This is a genomic window from Amycolatopsis sp. BJA-103, from assembly GCF_002849735.1.
GTDB lineage: Bacteria > Actinomycetota > Actinomycetes > Mycobacteriales > Pseudonocardiaceae > Amycolatopsis.
Genome location: NZ_CP017780.1, coordinates 6458450 through 6479116, shown reverse-complemented (window position 1 = coordinate 6479116; position 20667 = coordinate 6458450). Strand labels below are relative to the sequence as shown.

Below are 20667 nucleotides of genomic sequence, written 5' to 3'. Positions count from 1 at the left end.
CTAGCCCCTGGCCTCGGTGACCACCCGCCCGGGGCATCGCCTAGGCTTGCCTGTGCCCCGGTAGCCCAACTGGCAGAGGCAGTCGACTTAAAATCGACCCAGTGCGGGTTCGATCCCCGTCCGGGGCACAAACAGCATCCTCACGAAGCCGCTTCGGCAGGCTAGTGTGGCCGGTCGGATGAAAATTCAACTGAACCGATTCCCCGATGAGCCATGCCGATCTCGCATGATTGCCATGAGAAACGCTCGTTGGTCGCGTGCCGCGGACGACCATAAGGTGGTCGTGCGATGACCTGGACCCGTCGGCCGAAACATAGCGGCCGGCGGATTTCCGGTAGCCATAAAGGATTCCCGCCCGCGAGCCCGCGTCGATCGAAACGAGTCCGGCAATGCCTCGTATTGTGCACAGTGACCCGCCCGGCGTACCCGCGCCGCCTCCGGGGGCCTTCTCTCACGCCGTTCGCGTGAATGGAGACTCCGGCGCCCTGCTGTACGTTTCCGGGCAGATCGCCGTCGACGACCAAGGCGCGCTGGTGGGGAAGGGCGACGTCGGCAAGCAAACCGAGCAGGTTTTCGACATTCTCGGCAGGATCCTCGCCGCGCACGGCGCCGGTTTCGACGACGTGGTCAACATCCGGACGTTCTTGACCGACATGGACCAATTGCAGGGCTACTTGGCCATTCGTAAACAACATCTGACCGGGACGCCGCCCTCCAGCACCACCGTCGAAGTGAGCAGGCTGTTCAATCCCGACGCGCTTTTGGAAGTCGATCTCGTCGTTTCGCTTCCGGCGTGAGGTCCGGGGTCTTCGCCAGATCGGCGGCCACGGAACGCAGATCCTCGAGGAACGCGGACACCGCCGGATATCGGTGCGCGTGCGGGGGAACCGCCGCGTACACGGTCCGTCTCGGCGGATCGGGGGCGAGCGGCCGCACGGCGATCCTCGCCGGGATGTGGGGAGTCATCATGCCGGGGACGAGGGCCACGCCGAGCCCGTCGGCCACCAGTTCGAGTTTGACCATCCACTCGCCGGCGCGCAGCGGCGTGTGCGGGATGAACCCGGCGGTGGCGCAGGTGGCCTGCAGCGCGGACACGGCTTCGACCGTGTCCGCGACGATCCAGTGCTCGTCGGCCAGTTCGGCCAGGGGGACCTCGTCCCGCGACGCCAGCCGATGTTCTCCGGGCAGGGCGACGTGTATCCGGTCCTCGACGAGATGATCCAGGTGGATGCCGGTGAGATCGGGATTCTTGTGGGTGCTGACCACGGCGATGTCCAGGTCGCCCGCACCCAACAGGCGCAGCAGGCGCTCGGTGGTCCCTTCCTGTAGCGCCAGCGAGATTCCCTCGTGCCGGGACTGGAAACGTTTCAGCGCGCCGGAAACCAGCGCCAGGTTCGCGGTGGGAAAAGCGCCGATCCGCAAGTGCCCGACGTCGAGCCGCCGGACGGCGTCCAGTGCGCGAATGGTGTCGGAGAAACGTTCGAGGAGCGCTTTCGCGTGGGGCAGCAGATGTTCTCCGGCCGGGGTGAGCCGGACTCCTCGAGCCCGCCGGGCGAACAGTTCCACCCCCCAAACATCTTCTAGGGAAGCCATTTGCCGTGAAACCGCGGACTGGGTGTATCCACCCGCGGAGGCCGCCGCGGTGAACGATCCGCGTTCGGCGACCGAAACGAACGTTCGCAGCAAAACCGGGTCCGGTAGCTCTGAAGGCACAGCGATCGATCTTACGCCGTTCGTGGACGCGACGGCTTGACTTCGGCGACGAAAGGGCAGAGGAGGGGGCAGCCGAGCGTGGTGCCGGGGCCGGTGTGGGAGGGTGAAGTACACGAATCTGGTTGGATGTAAGGGAAACGCGCGCCGGTGGGGAATTTTTCCTTCGAGGGCAACCGATTTCCTTTTCGGTGCGTCAAACGATAGTCATAGGTCAGATGCCGTCTTGGGGGCGGTATCCGGGTCGGACGTTTCCAACGTGGGATTCGACGGGGGACAGGTCTTGGACGTGAATACCGGAGATGCCGGGGAATACGGGCATGAAGATGATCGGGGCCCTGTCGTCATGGCGCCGATCGCCTCACTGCTGCCCTCCGATTCGCCCAGGATCGGTGGCGAAGACGTGGAGCATGTGCGTGAGCTGGCGGAGCTGGACACGAGTTTGCCGCCGATCGTCGTGCATCGCGTGACGATGCGGGTGATCGACGGGATGCACCGGTTGCGGGCGGCCGTGCTCCGTGGTGAAGAGCAGATCGCGGTGCGGTATTTCGACGGTACCGACCTGGACGCGTTCCTGCTGGCGGTCCGGCTCAATTCCACGCACGGGCTGCCGTTGTCCCCCATCGATCGCGCGTCCGCGGCGGCACGGATCATCCGCTCCCATCCGCATCTGTCGGACCGCGCGATCGCCGAGTCCACGGGACTCGCGCACAAGACCGTGGCCGCCATCCGGTCCCGTTCGGCGGGGGACGTCCCGCAACCGGACACGCGGGTCGGCCTGGACGGGCGCGTCCGCCCGCTCAACGCCGCACAGGGCCGCCTCCGCGCACGCGACCTGATCGCCAGTGACCCGAAGGCTCCGTTGCGTCAGATCTCGCAGTCCGCGGGCGTCTCCGTGAGCACGGCGAGGGATGTGCGCGAACGGCTTCGGCGTGGTCAGGATCCGGTTCCGTTGCGGCAGCGTCGTGCCAAGAAGTTCCCGGCTCCGCCGCATCGCGGCCAGGCGGCCTCCGAGGCCGGTGACGGGTATACGGCCGATTCGCTCGCCGAGGACGCCGTCGCGGCCTTGGAGGCCTTGCGCATGGACCCGTCCTTGCGGTTCACCGAAGCGGGACGCACCGTGCTCCGGTTGCTCGATGTCCATGTACTCGGGACGAAGGGCTGGGACAGGCTGGTCGACGGTATCCCCGAGCACTGCAGTGTCGCGGTGGCGGACATCGCCCGTAGCTGCGCCGAATCCTGGCGCGAGTTCGCCCGTCAGCTGGAGCAGCACCGGCCGGAAAGGCCGGCGGCCGCCGAGTGAGCGTGCTTCCCGGCGGCCGCTGAGCGAGCTCGCTCAGCCGGACGTGGCGGGCGGGTTCGCCGCCCGCCACTCGGCGGCGAGGATCGACCACACCTCGATGTCCTGACCGACGCCGTCCATGGGAAACGCCTCGCGAAGTGTGCCTTCGTGCTTCATCCCGAGCCGCCGCGCCACGGCGATGCTCCGGTCGTTCGCCGGAAAGGTGCGCCATTCGACGCGGTTCATCCCACGCTCGCGGACGGCCCAGTCGATCATCAGCCTGGCCGTTTGCTGGATCAGCCCGCGTCCTTGCGCTTCCCGCGAGAGCCAGACGCCGATCTCGCAGGTCGAAGTCCGGGGTTCGAAGATGCGGAACAGGGTGCCGCCGGCGAGTTCGCCGTCCAGCCAGATCCCGTAGATCCGTCCGCCGTCGGAGGCCTGCTGATCGGCGTACCGCTGGAGGAACTGCCGGGCGGTCTCCTCGTCGACGATGGTCCGGGCCCAGGGCAGCCACGGCGCCAGGTGTTCCCGGGCCCGGTGGACGTAGGCGGCGAATTCGGCAGCCAGCCAGGGTTCGAGCGCGCGGAGATCCGCGTCCGGGGCGAGGCGGTGACGCAGCAAGGCGATCCTCCGTTTTGATCGGTTGACTTCGTTTTGATCGGTTGATTGGACGTTACCGCAGAAAAAGGCGGGGAATCCCGGCCCGTTCGTGTTCGAGTGGGGAGAGTTCCCGGTCGAACACCGGCCCGCGCTATTCCAGGACGATCATGTCGTGCTCGGCGGAGATGCGCCCGATCTCGGTCTGGTCGAGCGGCCGGTCGCCGCCGGCGGAGACCAGCGCGCGCAGGACCCGGTCCCAGCCGCCCGGCGCGTTGATGTTGAGCATGCGCACCGGGGCGTCGGTGTCGTTGCGGTAGCAGTGCGCGACGCCGGGAGGAAAACAGGCGTACGAGCCAGGGCCCGCGGAAACGGTGCGCTCTCCGATGCGCAGGGTCACTGTTCCTTCCAATACATAGAAGGAATCGCATAGGCGTTCATGGCGATGCAGTGGCGGGCCGCTCGCACCGGGCCGAAGCCGGTGCTCGACAACGGAGAACGCTCCGCCCGTCGCGTCTCCGGAAGCCAGCACCAAAGAGACATTGCCGTCACCGTAGGTGAGTATTTCACCTTTGTCCGAGGCGCGAAGAAAGATCGCGGGAAGTGTCATGCGGCAAAAGATATCCATGATCCGCATGGTGTGACCGCCTTGGGTGCGACGCGGGAGAATCCTTGCCTCGATTGGCGTATTGATGGCACCGCCCGCATCACCTAGCTTGGCGATCGGGGCTGGGGTGCGGTGAAACAGGCGGGCTTCTACTGCCTGGCAAGGTTCTGATCTGTTCAATCATGTTCTGGGGGATGTTGCTTCATGGGGTCTGCCGAACACGCGACAAGGACAAAACCTTCTCTGGTGAATTCTTTCTCGGCGCCCGCCTCCGGCAAGGGAATAGCGACCCTGGTGGAGGAATGGGTAAAGCGCCGGCCGGAGACCTGCGCGGTGCGCGAACCGGTCACCGGCCGGTCGATGAATTACCGTGAGCTCTGGCAGCACGCCGGGCGGCTCGCCGAGATCCTCATGGCCCAAGACGTGCGCCCCGGCGATCTTGTCGCGGTCGATCTCCCACGCTCCCTCGACTTGGTGGTGGCCTTTCTCGGGGTCGTCCGGGCCCGCGCGGCCTACCTGCCCTTGGACGTCCACGCTCCCGCGGAACGCATCGCCGATATCGTCGAGGAATCGGGTTCGCGGGTGCTGATCTGCGCCCCACAGGCCGAAGCCGGACGCCGGGCGATTCTTCCTTCCGGTGTGCGGGTGCTTTCGGTGCCGCAAGAGCGGGGCGAGACGGATTCGACGGCACCGATGGAAGCCGCGGCCGGTGAGGATCCGATCTACGTCACCTACACCTCGGGTTCCACCGGACGGCCGAAAGGCGTCGTCATCCCGCATCGCGCGGTGAACCGGTTGGTGGTGGAGCCGAACTACTGCACGATCGACCCGGGCGATCGCGTCGCGAACACGTGCAATCCCGCCTTCGACGTGACCACCTGCGAGATTTGGAGCACGCTCACCTCCGGCGGGACCATCGTGCCCTTTCCCCTGCTCACCGACGTCACCATGAACACCTGGGCGGATTTGGTGCGCACCGAGGAAATCACCACGATGTTCCTCACCACGTCGCTGTTCCACACGGTGGCCTGGGAGCGTCCTGACGCTTTCGGCTCGATGAAGAACCTGGTCGTCGGCGGGGAACAGCTCGACCTCGCCGCGGTCCGGCGGGTGCTCGCCGCGCGGCCGCCCGCCCGGCTGGTGAACGGTTACGGGCCGACCGAGGCCACCGCCTTCGCCACCTTCTTCGCCTGCACCACCGAAAGCCTGGCCGGTGCCGAACGGATCCCCATCGGGTACCCCCTGCAGAAGACGACGGTCCACGTACTGGACGAAGACCTGAACCCGGTGGCCGCCGGGGAATCGGGCGAGCTGTGCCTCGGTGGGCCAGGGGTGGCCACCGGCTACCTGAACCGCCCCGAACTCACCGCGGAACGCTTCGTGATCGCGCCGTCCAGCGGTGAGCGGGTGTACCGGACCGGCGACCTGGTCCGCGAGGTCGCCGGCGGTGCCTTGGAAATGCTCGGCAGGAAGGACCGGCAGATCAAGCTGCGCGGCTTCCGGATCGAGCTGGAGGAGATCGAGCGGGTCGCGGTTTCCACGGGTCTCGTCGATGCCGCGTTCGTGGAAAAGGTGGGTGAGGGGGCGTCCGCCGAACTGGTCGCGTTCCTGTTGCCCGCCAAGGGAACAGACGAAGACCCGACCGACGCGCTGGCGGGGGAACTGACCGCGAAACTGCCCGGCTACATGATTCCGGCCCATTGGCACGTGTTGCCCGAGCTGCCGGTCGGCGCGACCGGGAAAGCGGACCGCGCCCGGATGGTCGCGTTGTTCGCCGATGCGGGCCGCGACGAACCTGTCGAAGACGATCCTTCCGACGACCCGGTTCTGGCCCAGGTCAAGGGAATCCTGCGAGACGTGCTGGGCAGGTCGAACTTCTCCGCCGCCGACAACTTCCTCGACATCGGCGGGAATTCCGTCCTCGCCGTCCAGGTCGCGTCCCGGATCCAGCAGCGGTACGCGGTTCCGCTGGAACCGGCGGACGTACTCCTCGCCGAATCCTTCGACGCGCTGGCGGTCCACGTCCGCACGGCGGCGTCGTAACCGATGGCCATCCGCGTCCACGGAGCAACGAACCACCGGGGGAACCGTTGACCAACTCGACCTTGCCCGCCCTGACCCGGTCGGGCGCTCGTGTCGCGCCGCTGTCGTTCGCACAGGAACGGCTGTGGTTCATCGACGCCACGACACCGGGTTCGGTGACCTACAACGTTCCGATGCTGATGAACTGGCGCGGCCGGGCGGAACCCGAAGCGCTGCGCGCCGCTTTGACCGCCGTGGTGGCGAAACACGAGATCCTGCGCACGACGTACCAGGTCCGAAATGGACAGCCGGTGCAGGTGGTCGGGGACGCCGAAGCCGCCGAAGCCGCCGAGATCGAGGTGATCGAGCTCGGCGGCGTCACGGAGGCGGGGCAACGGATCCGCGCGGAAGCCGAGGAACGAGCCGCGAAACCGTTCGACCTGGCCGCGGGTCCGCTCCTGCGCTGTACGGTGTGGCGCGGCGCTCCGTCCGGGGACGCGCTCCTGCTGGTGATCCACCACATCGCCGTCGACGGCTGGTCGATCGCGGTGCTGCTGGAAGATCTCGGCAAGGCGTACCAGGACGCGATCGAGGGACGGCCGGCGTCGTTGCCCGGGCTGGACGTCCAATACGCCGATTTCGCGGTGTGGGACCGCGCGGCGGGCGCCGATCCCGAGCTGCGGCAACGGGTCGCCGACCGTGCGGCGGATCTGCTGACCGTGCCCGGCGGGGTGAACCTCACCGGCCGACGGGGCCGGGCGGGCTCCCCGGAAGGTTCTGTTCCCGGCGCTCAGCACACCTTCACGGTGCCCGGACCGGTGGTCGCGAACCTGCGAGAGCTGGCGAAGACCCTGCGCGCGACACCGTATGTGCTGCTCTTCGCCGCGTTTCAGCTGGTGCTGCGGCGATGGTCCGGGCAGCCGGAATTCCTGGTGGGGACGCTCGCCGCCAACCGCCCGCATCCGGACCTGGAGAAGCTGGCTGGGTTCTTCGTCAACACCGTGCCGCTGAAATGCCGTTCGGAAACGGACTGGACGTTCGCCGAACTCTGCGGGCATACCCGGAAAGAGGCGTTCCGGTCCCTTACCTACCAACGGATCCCGTTCAACCAGCTGACCGCTGAGGTCGCCGCGGCGAAGGGCGCCCGCGTCGGACTGGTGGACGTGGGATTCGCGCTGCAGAACGTGCCGGCGCCGAAGCCGCCCGCTCCGGAGTTGTGGACTCCGCCGGTCCAGCTTCCGACCGGTACGGCCAAGTTCGATCTCCTTCTGTTGCTGGAGGAGGCACAGGACGAGATCACCGGCATGGTCGAGTTCGCGACCGATCGCCACCCCGGCGGCATGGGCCGGTTCGTCGGCGACGATTTCCTGGCCGTTCTCACGAAGGCGGTGGCCGAACCCGGCGGCACCGTTCGCGACCTGCTCGCCGGGATCGACGACGTCGACGGCAGGCTGGCGGGCTGGGAGCCGGATCCGGAGGACGTCGAGAAAGAGCCCGAGTGGCCTCCGGCCGAGGTTTGGCGGGGCGAGTTCACCGAGGAGCAGCGGTGGGCCGCGGACCTCTTCGTGGACGTGCTGCCCAAGGTGGCCAAGGGAGATCTGACGCTCACCGTCGCGGACCTGGTTCCGGAGACGAACTTCTTCTCCCTCAGCGGACATTCCCTGCTCGCGGTCCACATGCTTTCCGAGGCTCAGCGGCGCCACGGTGTCTGGGTGCCCCCGGCCGACTTCCTGGCCGACCCCACGGTCGCCGGGCTCGGCCGGTTGCTCGCCGCGGGTGCCGACGCGCCGGCCGAAAAGACCGGCGGCGCGGCACCGGATCCGGCGGACCGGTACCCGGCGACCTCGGTGCAGCAGCGATTCTGGTTCCTCGACCGGATCGCCGGGCTGCGGTCGGCTTACGTGCTCCCCATGGTGATCGAACTGCGGGGCGCGATCGACCAGGACGCGCTCCGCCGGGCGATCCAGCAGGTCCTCGGCCGCCATCCCGCGTTGCGTTCCCGGTTCGAGCTCGACCGGAAGCTGCGGCGGCTCTTCTACCGCACGGACTCGCCGCCCCCCGAGATCATGGTGAGCGACGGTGAACGGTGGGACGACGCCCGGCTCGAGGCCCGGCTGGCGAAGGTGAGCTGGGACGGGTTCGACCTGGCGACGGGCCCGCTCGCGCGCGCCGAGGTCATCACGCGGAAAGACCGGACGCTGGTCGTGGTCAGCGCGCACCACATCGTCAACGACGGGTGGTCACAGCAGATCCTGTCCGAGCAGCTGGCCGAGGCCTATCGGGCCGAGCGGGAAGGCAGGCCCGCCGAGCTTCCGGCACCCGTCCATCCGTCCCAAGTGGACGGTTCGAATTCTCCGGCGGCCGCGTCGCGGGAAGAGCGGGCCGCCGTGCGAGTGTCCGAACTGGACGGTGCCCCGACCGATGTGCTGCTCCCGTACGATCGGCAGCGGACGAACACCCAGCCGACCCTCGGCGCGTCCCGCCGGGTGAATCTCGGGGAAGAACTGACGGCCCGGTTGCGCGAGGTCTGCGGCGAACTCGGCTGTACCACCTTCATGGCGACAGCGGCGCTGCTCGCGAGCACCCTCGGCGGCCGGAGCGGGCAACGGGACTTCCTGTTCGCGATCCCCTGGGTGGGCCGGGACGCGCCGGAGTCCGCGAACGCGGTGGGCATGTTCGTCAACACGCTGGTGCTCCGGGTGGATTCGAGCGGTGAGCCCACTTGGCGGGAGCTGCTCGGCCGGGTCCGTGAGGCGAGCGTTTCCTGCTACCGCAACGCGGACGTGCCGTTCGACGCGATCGCGTCGGCGGTGCATCCCGACCGCGGCCTCGACCGGCCGCCGGTGACGCCGGTGTACCTCGCTTCGGCCGATGGTGTGCCGTCGCCCGCCGAGCTGTCTCCCGGCATCGAAGCCCGTTATCTCCCGCTGCGGCCGTTGCACGTCAAGTACGAGTTCGAGCTCACCGTCACCGAACTCGCCGACGACCTGTTGCTGTCCGCTTCCTATCTGACCGACCTGTTCGACGAAGACACCATCACCGACCTCCTCGCCGCGCTCGTGACGAAGGCGATGAACCTGACGGCTGATCCGGATGCGAAAGCGAATAAGGGGAACTGAAGTGAACGAGACCGTGATCGCTGAGCCCGACATCGTCGGCAAGGTGCGAAGCGCGTGGGCGGACGCGCTCGACATCGCCGTCGAAACCGTTCCGCTGGAGGTCAACTTCTTCGACGCCGGTGGCAACTCGCTGCTGTTGCTGCTGCTCTGGGAGCAGCTCAACGGCATGACCGAACGCGACCTCAGGGCGGCCGACCTCTTCGAGCACAGCACGGTGGTGGCACAGGCCGCGTTGCTCGGCAGCGAGGAGACCGCCGGACCCGCGGAGCTCGGCGGTCGCGAACGCGGCCGGTTGCTCGGCATGGCACGGCGCACCCAGCCGACCGAAGCGGGCAACTGACCCATGACGAACGAGACCGATATCGCGGTCGTGGGCGCCGGTTGCCGTTTTCCCGACGCCTGGACCCCGGAACGCTTCTGGCGGAACCTCGACGCCGGTGTGGTTTCCATGCGGGAACAGGACGAGGACCGGCTCCGGGCGTCCGGTGTGTCCGATGCGGACCTGAAGGCGCCTGACTTCGTCCGGGTGGCCGCGACCCTGCCGGGAGCGGAAGACTTCGCCGCCGAGTTCTTCGGGGTGTCGCCCACCGAGGCCGAGACGATCGACCCGCAGCACCGGCTGCTCCTGGAAAGCTGCTGGGAGGCGCTGGAGTCCGCGGGACATCCGCCGCGCGCGGACGGGCCGGTGACCGGCATCTTCGCGGGAGGCGCGCCGAGCCGGTACTCGGCCGCGCTGCTCGCGGCGAAGACCATGGAGTCCGGGCTGATCGAGGCGTTCGACGACCTCGGGCTGACGCTGGGCGGCCTCGGGGACCTGATGACGTCGAGGATCGGCTACAAGCTGGGGTTGCGCGGGCCGACCGTCGGCGTGCAGACGGCTTGTTCGTCCTCGTTGTACGCGGTGCATTACGCGACCCTGAGCCTGCTCTCCGGCGAATGCGACATCGCGCTGGCCGGCGGTACGACGATCGCCGAGCCGGTCACCGGGTACCGGTACCAGCCGGGCGGCCTGACCTCCGAGGACGGCTACTGCCGCTCCTTCGACGCCACGTCGACCGGAACCGCGTTCAGCTCGGGGATCGGCGTGGTGGCCCTGCGCAGGCTTTCCGACGCGCTCGCCGACGGCGATCCCATCCTTGCGGTGGTCCGCGGCAGCGCCATCGGGAACGAGGGCTCGAACCGGCCGGGCTTCACCGCGCCGACGCCGTCCGGGGTCGCCGACGTGGTCGCGGCCGCGCTGCGGGTGGCCGACGTCCCGGCGCGGCTGCTGCGGTACGTCGAGGCGCACGGGTCGGGCACCGCCCTCGGCGATCACATCGAGCTGCTGGGGCTCACCGACGGCCTGCGGGCCACCACCTCCGACAGCGGATTCTGCGGGCTCGGCTCGGTGAAGGCGAACATCGGGCACACCGGTGCCACCGCCGGAATCGCCGGTTTCCTGAAGGCGGTGCACATCGTGCGCACCGGGAACCTGCCGCCGCAGCCGATGTTCGACCGGCCGCGGGATCCCGGCATCCTCGCCGAAAGCCCGTTCTTCGTGCCGACGAGCGCGAGTTCGAACCTCGACCGGGACCGGCACGTGCTGGTCAACTCGATGGGCGTCGGCGGCACGAACGCCGTCGCGGTGCTCGCCCCGCCGCCCGCGCCCGTGCGGCCCCCGGCACCGGAGACCGAGGTCGTCCGGCTGGTGCTGTCCGGGCGCAGTCGCGCCGAGCTGGACGCGCTGTCCGTGCGGCTCGCCGATGAGCTGGACACCGGCGCGCCCGCCGTCGCGGACGTGGCGCACACGCTGAGGGTCGGACGGCGGTCCTTCACCGAGCGCCGGGTGGTGACCGCCGCAGCCGGCGAGCTCGCGTCGGTGCTGCGCCTGCCCCGTCCGCCCGCCGCCCGCACGATGCGCACCACCGCCGCGCGGCGCGCGATCGTCGTCGCGCCGGAAGGACTGGACGTGCCGCGCGCGGTGCTCGCCGCGTTGCCCGGCAAGCCCGAAGTGGTGCGGGAGGTGCCCGCGCGACCGTCGGCGGACGAGTTCGTGCTGCTCGTCGGCACCGGCGAACCGGGACCGGCCCGCCACGTCCTGGCGCTCGAACCGGATACCGACCCCGGTGTGCTCGCGGACCGGATCGAGGAGGCTCTCACGGCGGCCTGGCTGCACGGCGTCGACGTGGCTTGGGAGACGGCCTCCGGTGGCCGCGGCCGCCGGGTCGCGCTGCCGACGTATCCGTTCTCCCGGCGCCGGTATTGGGCACTCGACAGGATGCCGCCGATCGCCGCGCCTTCGAGCTGGTCCCGGCCCACCGAGTCCACTGTGGACACAGCGAGTGCGGTGAACCCGGAGGAGCCCGGATCGATCGAGGCGGAACTGCTCGATCTGTGGCGCGATCTGTTCGGCGTCTCCACGATCGGCGTGGACGACGAATTCGGTCTGCTCGGCGGGACCTCCTTGCTGTACGTCCAGATGGCCCTGAAGGTCCAGCAGCGCCACCAGGTCCTCATCAACGTGCACCGCTCGGGCGGCAGCCGGACCACGGTGCGCAGGGTCGCCCAGATCGTCCGGGGCAAACTCGGCGCCGAAGGCAACGAAGCCGTTTACCAGGTCGCGGACGGAGACGGCGACCTGATGGACGCCGACCTGCAACTGCCGTTGGCCGACGTGGCCGAAACGGAAGCGCCGGGTACCGATGTGCTGCTGACCGGCGCGACCGGCTTCCTCGGCGCGTTCCTGCTGCACGAGTTGCTGGCCTCGACCGAGGGCAGGATCTACTGCCTGGTGCGGGCCGCCGACGAGGCCGAGGGCCGGGAGCGGCTGAGCAACGCGGCGAAGGCGCTGGGGCTGCCCGAAACGGACTCGGACCGCGTCCACGTGGTGCCCGGCGACCTGCACGACATCGCCAGGGTCTGCCGCGAGTACCGGGACGGCGAGCTCGCCACACAGGTGGGCCGGGTGCTGCACTGCGCGGCCCGGGTGGTCTTCACCGAGCCGTACCGGGTCCTGCGCGAGAGCAACCTGCTGCCGATGGTCGACCTGCTGTCGTGGATGCGGGGCAACGGAATCCGGGACTTCTCCTTCGTCTCCACCGTCGCGGCGACCGGGATCGCGATGGGCACCGGCGGGAAGATCCTGGAGACCAGGGAACAACCGCTGGATCCCGAGCAGGGCGGGTACGGCGTCAGCAAATGGGTCGGCGAACGGCTGCTGGAACGGGCTGAGCGCGACGGCATGCGGGTCCGGGTGTTCCGGCCTGGCGTCATCGTCTCTTCCCGGGCGACGGGGGCCTGCAACGAGAAGGACCTGGTCTGGCATCTGCTGGCCAGCGGTCTCGCGGTGGGCGCGCATCCGCTCGACGAGCGTGCCTGGCCGATGGCGCCCGTCGACGTGGTGGCCAAGGCCATCGCGGAACTCTCGTTCGTCCCGGGTTCGGTCGGCCGCGCGTATCACCTGGTGCACGAGAAATTGATCAACCCGCGGCAGATGTTCGAGCTGCTGGCCGAAGCCGGCCTGCCGACCGAGGCCGTCGATCCGGAGGAATGGAAGCGGCGGGTGGCCGAAAAGGCGCTGGCGACGGGTGACGAGGTGTTGTCGAACATGACCCTCTACGAACTCGAGGGCGAGGAGAACCTCGGCGAGGACGACATGGAAGCCAAGGGCTGGCAGGACTGGCTTAGCCGTTCCGGACTGAGTTCCGAACCGACCGGAGAGCTGCTGCGCGGCGGGCTGGAGTACCTGGCCGAAGGCAAGGCCGCGGCGGGCGAACTGGTGGCGAATCTCGTGAGGACGAGGGGAACGCGCTCATGACCAGGGAAGACGGCTCCGGCGCGATCGGTATCGGCGCGATGCACTGTCTGCTGCCCGAAGACCGGGTGGCGGTCACGGACCTGCCGGAATTCGCCCAGCTCGGCCATGAAGAGCTCCAATTCGTCGAGAAATGCGGCGTGCGGACCGTCGGGGTGTTCACCGAGACCGAGCAGGCCGCCCTCGCCGCGCAGGCCTGCCGGGAACTGCTGGCCGAGCATCCCGTCGACCCCGACATCCTGCTGATGGTCGGCCCGCGGTCACCGGACGTGCTGCTCGGCTCGGACGTGTGCCGCGTGCAGGCGGAGAACAAGATGGACTCGGCGTTCGCCTTCAGCGTGGACGGGCTGGGCTGCACCGGCTCCAGCGCCGCCTGGGCGCTGGCGCGGGACCTGCTGGTGGCCGATCCCGGCCGCGAGAGCGTGATGATCACGCACACCAGCCGTCCGACCGGGGCGGACCGGATCCGGTTCCCCGTCACCGTGGTCGGCGACGGCGCGTACGCGATGACGATGGTCCGGGGCGGCCGTCCGGTGCTGCGAGGGCACCGGCAGGAGACCGACGGCTCCTTCAACGACCTGTTCCGCGTGGACTACAAGCAGACGCCCTGGTACGAGTGGCGCGAGGAGTGCCTGGACCCGTCCAGGTACAGCTTCGAACTCGCGACGCACAGCCAATTCCGGCTCAGCCGCCTCGTCGACCGGGTCCTCGCCGAAGCCGGAGTCGGCAAGGACGCCGTCGCCACCACCCTGATGCAGAACGTCGTGGCGAGCGCGTTCGGCTTCTACACGTCGCTGCTCGAACTGCCGATCCACGACGTCTGCCTGGCGCAGCTGACCGAGTACGGGCACCTCGGCGCGATGGACGTCGTGCTCAACCTCGACCGGCTCCTCGCCACCGGCGAGCTGTCCGAGGGCGATCTCGTGCTGGTGCTGAACAACAGCCCGGTGGCGGCCTGGGCGGTGACGTTGTGGGAAGTCTGAACGGCACGCCGGAAACGCTGTACGACTGGTTCGCCGCGTCGGCGGCCAGGTGGCCGGACGAGATCGCGGTCGAAGTGCGGGAGGTCGGCCTGACCTACGCGCGGCTCCACGAATGCGCGCTGGCGCTCGCCGGCCGGATCGTCGCCGCGCACGGCCGCGCGCCGGAGCGAATCGCGCTGCTCGCTTCCCGCAGCGTGGTCGCGTACGCCGGCTATCTCGCCGGCCTGTACCTCGGCTCGGTCCTCACCCCGCTCAATCCGGAGTATCCGGCGGCCCGCAACCGCACGGTCTGCGAGCTCGCGAACGTGGATCTGGTGCTGGCCGACGAAGCGGGCTCCGCGCAGCTCGGCGACGACCTCACCGCCACCGTGCTCACACCCGCCGACGAGGACGTGCTCGCGGCCCGGCCCACCGGCGGACCACGGCCGCGCGAGACGACCGGTGACGACGTCGCGTACGTCCTGTTCACGTCGGGCTCCACCGGCCGCCCCAAAGGCGTGCCGATCCGGCACCGCAATCTGTCGCCTTACGTGGCGCACAACATCGAGCGCTACCAGGTGAAGCCCGGCTGCCGGATGTCGCACGCCTTCGATCTGACCTTCGACCCGTCGGTCTTCGATCTCTTCGTCACCTGGGGCGGCGGCGCGACCCTGGTCGTCCCGCGGCGCACCGAACTGCTGACCCCGGTGGACTACCTGGCCCAGCGCCGGATCACGCACTGGTTCTCGGTGCCCTCGGTGGTTTCGGTCAGCGCGGACCTCGGCAACCTTCCGACCGGACGGGTGAGCGAACTGCGCTACAGCCTGTTCATCGGCGAACAGCTCACGGGACGGCAGGCGCGGGAGTGGCGGGCCGTCGCGCCGGACGCGGTACTGGAGAACGTCTACGGCCCGACCGAGCTGACCGTCGCCTGCACCGAATTCCGGCTGCCGGACGATCCGGCACACTGGCCCGTCACCACGAACGACACGGTACCGATCGGTCCGGTGTACGACTTCCTCGACCACGTGATCCTGGACGAGGCCGGGCTTCCCGCGGAGGAGGGCGAGCTCTGTGTCCGCGGCTCCCAGCGTTTCGACGGCTATCTGGACCCTCAGGACGACGTCGGCCGGTTCCTCACCCACGACGACACCGGGACGACGGTGTACGACGGGAACGGGCCGCTGACCGAGGCGCACTACTACCGCACGGGGGACAGGGTGCGGTGGGAGTCCGGCAACCTGGTCCATTTAGGACGGTTGGACAACCAGGTCAAGGTCCGCGGCTACCGGATCGAACTCGGCGAGATCGAGGCGGCCATGCGACGGCACCCCGAGATCCGGGACGCGGTCGTGCTCGCGATCAAGAACGAGGACGAAACCGAACTCGTCGGCTGCTACACGGGTGAGCCGCAGGCGCCCCTGCGTTTCCTGCACTGGCTGTGCGACCAGGTGCCCATCCACATGGTCCCGCGGCGCTTCGAGCATTTCGATTCCTTGCCCCTCAACGCCAACGGCAAGATCGACCGGAACGGGCTGCGCGATCTGCTGCCCGCCCGCCGTCCGGTCAAGGCGTAGCGATGGACATCCGAAACCGCGCAGAGAAAGGAATCGCTCGCTGATGTCCTACCTCCGAGAACTGATCCCCCCGCCGGGGCCGGTCCGCGTGCTGTGCCTGAGCAACCTGGCGAAGACCGTGGGCAACGGCGTGTTCATGGCGGTGAGCATCCTGTTCTTCACCCGCACCGCGGGGATCCCGGCCGGTGAGGTGGGGCTCGCGCTCACGATCGGCGGAATCCTCGGGATGGCGGCGAGCGTGCCCGCCGGGCAGGCGGCCGACCTCCTCGGCCCGCGCAACACCACGATCGTCTTCATGTGCCTGCAAGGCGCGCTGATGTGCTGCTACGCCTTCGTCGGCGGATTCGTCACCCTTCTGGTGGCGACCAGTCTGGTGCTGATCGCGGAATCCGCGACGGACGCGGCGCGGGGCGCGCTCATCGCCGGGATCACGCGGCCGGAGGAACGGGTGCGCGCCTGGTCCTATCTGCGGTCCATCAGCAATCTCGGGGTTTCCCTCGGCGCGGTGGCGGGCGGCATCGGGCTGCACTTCGACACCCGCACGGCCTACATCTCGGTGTTGATCGGCGGCGGTCTACTGGTCATCTCGGCAGGCTTGGCGTACTTCAGGCTGCCGACCGTGCCGCCGGTACCCGCGCAGTCCGAGGGTGCGCGGCTCGTCGTGCTGCGTGACAAGCCGTACGCGACGATTTCCTTGCTCAACGCCGTGCTCACCATGAACACGGTCATCCTCACCGTCGCGTTGCCGCTGTGGATCATCCAGCAGACGAAGGCGCCCGCGTGGCTGTACTCGGCGCTGCTGTTGCTCAACACGGTCACCGTCGTGCTGCTCCAGGTGCGGACCAGCAAGGGAAGCGATCTGCCCCCCGGCGGGGCCAAAGCCCTGCGCCGGTCGGGTTTCCTGCTGGCGGCCTGTTGTGCGCTGTTCGCGCTCGCGGCCGGGCAACCGACCTGGCTGGCGGTGCTCATCCTCGTCGCCGGCGCGCTGGCGCACGTCTTCGGCGAGATGCTGTGGAGCGCGGGTTCGTGGTCGCTGTCCTTCGGCCTCGCACCCGAACACGCGCAGGGCCAGTACCAAGGGTTCTTCGGCATGTCGACGCAGTTCGGCACGATGGTCACCCCCGTGCTGGTGACCGGGCTGATCGTCGGCGTCGGCCAGCTCGGCTGGCTGATCTTCGGGGTGGCGATGATCGCCGCGGGCGTGGCCGCGCCGTCGGCGACCAGATGGGCCCTGCGCACTCGACAGCCGTCCGCATCCGCGACCGAATCCGTGACAGGGGCGTGACATGGACTTCAGCCTGTTCTACTTCGCCAACGACAGCAACGAACGTGACCGCAACCGCTATCAGCTTCTGCTGGACGGGGCGCGGTTCGCGGACGCCAACGGCTTCACGGCCGTGTGGACGCCGGAGCGGCATTTCCATTCCTTCGGCGGTCTCTACCCCAACCCGTCGGTGACCGGTGCGGCGGTCGCCGCGATCACCGAGCGGGTGCAGATCCGCGCCGGCAGTGTGGTCGCGCCGCTGCACCATCCGATCCGGATCGCCGAAGAGTGGTCGGTGGTGGACAACCTCTCCGGAGGACGGGTCGGCCTCTCCTTCGCGTCCGGCTGGCACGCCGTGGATTTCGCGCTGCGCCCGGAGAACTACCGGGACCGCAAGCAGATCCTGGTGGAGTACGTGGACCAGGTGCGCAGGCTGTGGCGTGGCGAGGCCATGTCCGTCGTCGACGGTGTCGGCACCGAGCAGCAGGTGCGCGTCTTCCCGCCGCCGGTCCAGCCGGAGCTGCCGGTCTGGGTCACCAGCGCGGGCAACGCCGAAACCTTCCGCGCCGCCGGACGGGCCGGTGCGGGCCTGCTCACCCACCTGCTCGGTCAGGACCTCGACGAGCTCGCCGAGAAGATCGCCGAATACCGCCGTGCGATCGCCGAACGCGAAGACGCCGACGGATGGCCGGGGCGGGTCGCGCTGATGGTGCACACCTGCCTCGGCGACGACGAGGACGAGGTGCGCGAACAGGTCCGCGAGCCGCTGCACGACTACTTGCGCAGCTCGCTCGGTCTGCTGCTGGGTTCCCAGCTCAACGGCGCGCGCAAACTCGATCCGGCCAAGCTGCACAAGGAAGACGTGGATTTCCTGGTGGGGCGCTCGTTCGACCGGTACTACGACGACGGCGCGCTCCTCGGCACTGTCGGCAAAGCGCAGAAGATGGTGGAGCGATTCCGTGACGCCGGAGTCGACGAGGTCGCCTGCCTGATCGACTTCGGGGTGCCCAGCGAGACCGTGCTGGCCGGTTTCGAACACCTCAACCAGGTGCGGGAGCTTTCGACCGCGCCCGCCGGCTCGTGAACCCTCGCGACGGCGGCACCCAGGCGGCGGCCCCGCCCGCATCCGGGCTGGACCGGACCGGGGAACGGTTCCGCCGCACGGCGAGCCGGTTCCCGACCGGGGTCACGGTCCTGAGCACCGTCGTGGACGGGCAGCCGCACGGGATGACCGTGAACGCCTTCACCTCGGTTTCGGTCGACCCGTTGATGATCCTGGTGTCGGTGAACCACGATTCGCGGACCTACCGGCACATCAGCTCCTCGGCGGTGTTCGCGGTGACCATGCTCAGCGCCGGTCAAGAGGGCGTCGCCCGTGCCTTCGCCGACCCGAAACGCCCGTCCGGTGCGCGCTCCTTCGTGGACATACCGTGGCGAGCTGCCCCGTACACCGGCTGCCCGATCCTGCCCGAAGGGGTCGGCTACTTCGACTGCGTGCTGGACCGGATCCATCCCGTCGGCGATCACGCCGTCCTGATCGGCGCGGTACGCGCGTTCGACGTGCTGACCGGCCGCCCTCCGTTGCTGTTCCTGCACAGCGAGTTCACCGAACCCGGCCGACCGAGTCCGAAAGGGAAACAGCGATGAGTCCACAAAGGACCGACAGTGCGGAGTTCCGTGCCGCGGTCGAGCGGCTGCGGGTGCCCGGAATGGGCACGGAATCCGTCGGGCCGCTGCTGAAGTCGCTCGTCCACCTGGTCCGCCCGCGCCGGGTCCTCGAAGTGGGAATGGGCTACACCACGCCGTTCCTGGCGGGCGCGCTCGCCGAAGTCGAGGAACTGGTGCGCGCCGAGTCGGAGGCGCTGGCCGCGAAGTCCCGGCCCTACCTCGACCGCGAAGGCGAGCTGGACGAAACCTGGCTCAACGAAGAACCTCCGCTGGCGCGACCCGATTACTACCTCGAGCCGTATCGGCCCACCCTCGTCGCGGTGGACGATCTGTCCATCGAGGAATCTTCCGCGGGCAGGGTGCGGACGGTGCTGCGGGAACTGGACCTCGAAGACCGGGTGACGGTCGTGAACGCCGACCTGCGCGAGTGCGCGGACCTCCTGCCCGCGGAGCTGACGCCGATCGACCTGGCGTGGGTCGACGCGTGGGAGTGCCTGTACTTCGTGGACAACTTCTGGGAGCTGATCAACCCGGACGGCGGCCTGGTGATCCTGCACTACCTGATGACCTATCCCGAGGGGGACGCGATTCTGCGCTATCTGGCGGGAATCCAGCGGTCCAAGCCCGGCGAGATGGAGATCGTGAACCTGCTCGAACCGCACAAACTCGCGCAGAACAGCCTGACCGTGCTCCGTCGCACCGGCGGCGCGGTGAAGCGGCGCTACGCGCGGGCGGGCACCCAGGTCGTCGATTTCAGCGACGACCTGCGGTCGAGCGCGATCGAGCACGCGGCACAGGCCGAGCAGGACAAGGCCCCGCTGGCGAAATGACGACAACGCAAGGGATTCATCCGGGAGGAAGCTTGTACCGACAGGGGACGGCCGGTATTCACTGGGGAGGGGAACGGGATGGACTTCGCGCCTACCGCTGAACAACAAGAACTTCGTGACCGGGTGATCCGGTTCGCCAAGACCACGATCGGTACGCGTGCGGCGGAACACGACCGGGAAGGCACGTTCGACGAGGACGGCTGGAAGCTGTGCGCGGATTTCGGCGTGCTCGGCTGGCCGATCGCGAGCGAGTACGGCGGTTCCGGCTACGATCCGCTCACCGCGATCATGGCCTACGAAGGTCTCGGCTACGGATGTGCCGACAACGGCCTGGTGTTCGCGATCAACAACCACGTGTTCGCCTGCGCGGTCTACATCGCCGACCACGGGACGGAAGAGCAGCGGCGGCGGTGGCTGCCGCCGCTGTGCGACGGCTCGATGGTCGGGGCGCACGCGCTGTCCGAACCGGAGACCGGGTCGGACATGCTCGCCCTGACCACCAAGGCGGTCCGGTCCGGGGACGGTTACGTCCTGACCGGCACCAAGAAGTTCATCAGCAACGGCCCGCGCGCCGATCTGTTCATCGTGTTCGCCAGGACGAGTGAAACGGAAGCACCGCAACGGTCGATCTCGGCCTTCGTGGTGGAGCGGGACACTCCCGGTCTCTCCACGGAACTGATCCCCAAGGCCGGGTTGCGGGGCACGCCGATGGGCGAGATCGTCTTCGACGGCTGCGTGCTCCGCGAGGATCAGCGGCTCGGCGCCGAAGGTGCCGGATATCAGCTGTTCACCTCCACCATGGAGTGGGAACGCGGGTTCATGTTCGCCAGCGGGGTCGGTGTGCTGGCGCGGCTGCTCGACCGCTGTGTCGAATACGCGAGCACCCGTCAGCAGTTCGGCCGGGCGATCGGTGCCTTCCAGGCGGTTTCGCACAAGATCGCCGACATGCGGGTGCGGCTGGAGCTGGCGCGGCTGTTGCTCTACAAGGTCGGCTGGCTGCGCTCGCGCGGCAGGCTCGCCCTGCACGAGGCGTCGATGTTGAAGCTGTATGTCAGCGAGAGCCTGAGCGTCAGCGCGCTGGACGCGATGCAGATCCACGGTGCCCGTGGCTACACCGAAGAACTGGGCATCGAACGGGAACTGCGGGACGTGCTGGCGGGCACGATCTACGGCGGTACCTCGGAAATCCAGCGGTCCATCATCGCCGGCCTGCTCGGTGTTCCCACGTCGGTCTGA

General features: G+C 68.7%; 17 protein-coding genes and 1 tRNA gene. 15 read left to right on the top strand and 3 right to left on the bottom strand.

The features are described from left to right. Positions 1-54 precede the first annotated feature (54 nt). Both BKN51_RS28530 and BKN51_RS28525 read left to right on the top strand, forming a co-directional pair. Positions 55-128 (top strand) — tRNA-Leu (locus BKN51_RS28530). 336 nt (positions 129-464) lie between these two features. Then, complete coding sequence (locus tag BKN51_RS28525; RefSeq protein ID WP_199192890.1) at positions 465-797, top strand: RidA family protein; 333 nt, start codon at positions 465-467, stop codon at positions 795-797. Here the strand turns inward: BKN51_RS28525 and BKN51_RS28520 are convergent. Then, positions 745-1713 (bottom strand): LysR family transcriptional regulator, encoded by a 969-nt coding sequence (locus BKN51_RS28520; protein ID WP_199192892.1) that lies wholly within the window; start codon positions 1711-1713, stop codon positions 745-747. The genes BKN51_RS28525 and BKN51_RS28520 overlap by 53 nt on opposite strands. Positions 1714-2056: 343 nt before the next feature. On the opposite strand from BKN51_RS28520, the gene BKN51_RS28515 reads away from it, so the two are divergent. Continuing rightward, positions 2057-3013 (top strand): ParB/RepB/Spo0J family partition protein, encoded by a 957-nt coding sequence (locus BKN51_RS28515; RefSeq protein ID WP_101610577.1) that lies wholly within the window; start codon positions 2057-2059, stop codon positions 3011-3013. 33 nt (positions 3014-3046) lie between these two features. On the opposite strand, the gene BKN51_RS28510 is transcribed toward BKN51_RS28515, so the two are convergent. Together BKN51_RS28510 and BKN51_RS28505 are read right to left on the bottom strand one after the other, a co-directional pair. Continuing rightward, positions 3047-3613: a GNAT family N-acetyltransferase gene (locus BKN51_RS28510; RefSeq protein WP_101610576.1), complete on the bottom strand. Its 567-nt coding sequence runs from the start codon at positions 3611-3613 to the stop codon at positions 3047-3049. A 130-nt stretch (positions 3614-3743) separates the two neighbouring features. After that, a complete protein-coding gene (locus tag BKN51_RS28505; RefSeq protein ID WP_233223026.1) occupies positions 3744-4121 on the bottom strand; it encodes a cupin domain-containing protein in 378 nt (125 codons plus the stop codon). On the opposite strand from BKN51_RS28505, the gene BKN51_RS44500 reads away from it, so the two are divergent. From BKN51_RS44500 to BKN51_RS28450, 12 genes are all read left to right on the top strand, one after another. Beyond that, entirely contained in the window at positions 4029-4304 is a 276-nt protein-coding gene (locus BKN51_RS44500) for a hypothetical protein (RefSeq protein WP_233223037.1), read from the top strand. The genes BKN51_RS28505 and BKN51_RS44500 overlap by 93 nt on opposite strands. Before the next feature lie 138 nt (positions 4305-4442). Then, complete coding sequence (locus tag BKN51_RS28500; protein WP_233222963.1) at positions 4443-6239, top strand: non-ribosomal peptide synthetase; 1797 nt, start codon at positions 4443-4445, stop codon at positions 6237-6239. A gap of 47 nt (positions 6240-6286) precedes the next feature. Beyond that, positions 6287-9337 (top strand): condensation domain-containing protein, encoded by a 3051-nt coding sequence (locus BKN51_RS28495; RefSeq protein WP_158255727.1) that lies wholly within the window; start codon positions 6287-6289, stop codon positions 9335-9337. Between the two features lies 1 nt (position 9338). Further along, positions 9339-9677 carry an acyl carrier protein gene (locus BKN51_RS28490; protein ID WP_233222964.1) on the top strand — a complete coding sequence of 113 codons (339 nt, stop codon included), beginning with the start codon at positions 9339-9341 and terminating at the stop codon, positions 9675-9677. Between the two features lie 3 nt (positions 9678-9680). Beyond that, positions 9681-13133: a thioester reductase domain-containing protein gene (locus BKN51_RS28485; protein ID WP_101610571.1), complete on the top strand. Its 3453-nt coding sequence runs from the start codon at positions 9681-9683 to the stop codon at positions 13131-13133. Further along, positions 13130-14113 carry a 3-oxoacyl-[acyl-carrier-protein] synthase III C-terminal domain-containing protein gene (locus BKN51_RS28480; protein ID WP_101610570.1) on the top strand — a complete coding sequence of 328 codons (984 nt, stop codon included), beginning with the start codon at positions 13130-13132 and terminating at the stop codon, positions 14111-14113. The genes BKN51_RS28485 and BKN51_RS28480 overlap by 4 nt, the downstream gene beginning before the upstream one ends. Further along, positions 14101-15669: an amino acid adenylation domain-containing protein gene (locus BKN51_RS28475; protein WP_101610569.1), complete on the top strand. Its 1569-nt coding sequence runs from the start codon at positions 14101-14103 to the stop codon at positions 15667-15669. Before BKN51_RS28480 ends, BKN51_RS28475 begins: the two co-directional genes overlap by 13 nt. 43 nt (positions 15670-15712) lie before the next feature. Beyond that, entirely contained in the window at positions 15713-16954 is a 1242-nt protein-coding gene (locus tag BKN51_RS28470) for an MFS transporter (protein ID WP_101610568.1), read from the top strand. A 1-nt stretch (position 16955) separates the two neighbouring features. Beyond that, entirely contained in the window at positions 16956-18017 is a 1062-nt protein-coding gene (locus tag BKN51_RS28465; protein WP_101610567.1) for a MupA/Atu3671 family FMN-dependent luciferase-like monooxygenase, read from the top strand. Next, positions 18014-18580 (top strand): flavin reductase family protein, encoded by a 567-nt coding sequence (locus BKN51_RS28460; RefSeq protein WP_158255728.1) that lies wholly within the window; start codon positions 18014-18016, stop codon positions 18578-18580. The genes BKN51_RS28465 and BKN51_RS28460 overlap by 4 nt, the downstream gene beginning before the upstream one ends. Next, positions 18577-19431, top strand: a complete 855-nt coding sequence (locus BKN51_RS28455) for a class I SAM-dependent methyltransferase (protein ID WP_101610565.1) — start codon at positions 18577-18579, stop codon at positions 19429-19431. Before BKN51_RS28460 ends, BKN51_RS28455 begins: the two co-directional genes overlap by 4 nt. Before the next feature lie 78 nt (positions 19432-19509). Beyond that, positions 19510-20667, top strand: a complete 1158-nt coding sequence (locus BKN51_RS28450; protein ID WP_101610564.1) for an acyl-CoA dehydrogenase family protein — start codon at positions 19510-19512, stop codon at positions 20665-20667.

What these genes read in the sequence shown, in the direction of transcription:
- BKN51_RS28515 (WP_101610577.1), top strand. Translation starts at nt 2,057, where the DNA reads ATGGCGCCGATCGCCTCACTGCTGCCCTCCGATTCGCCCAGGATCGGT.
- BKN51_RS44500 (WP_233223037.1), top strand. Translation starts at nt 4,029, where the DNA reads ATGGCGATGCAGTGGCGGGCCGCTCGCACCGGGCCGAAGCCGGTGCTC.
- BKN51_RS28485 (WP_101610571.1), top strand. Translation starts at nt 9,681, where the DNA reads ATGACGAACGAGACCGATATCGCGGTCGTGGGCGCCGGTTGCCGTTTT.
- BKN51_RS28480 (WP_101610570.1), top strand. Translation starts at nt 13,130, where the DNA reads ATGACCAGGGAAGACGGCTCCGGCGCGATCGGTATCGGCGCGATGCAC.
- BKN51_RS28470 (WP_101610568.1), top strand. Translation starts at nt 15,713, where the DNA reads ATGTCCTACCTCCGAGAACTGATCCCCCCGCCGGGGCCGGTCCGCGTG.
- BKN51_RS28465 (WP_101610567.1), top strand. Translation starts at nt 16,956, where the DNA reads ATGGACTTCAGCCTGTTCTACTTCGCCAACGACAGCAACGAACGTGAC.
- BKN51_RS28455 (WP_101610565.1), top strand. Translation starts at nt 18,577, where the DNA reads ATGAGTCCACAAAGGACCGACAGTGCGGAGTTCCGTGCCGCGGTCGAG.
- BKN51_RS28450 (WP_101610564.1), top strand. Translation starts at nt 19,510, where the DNA reads ATGGACTTCGCGCCTACCGCTGAACAACAAGAACTTCGTGACCGGGTG.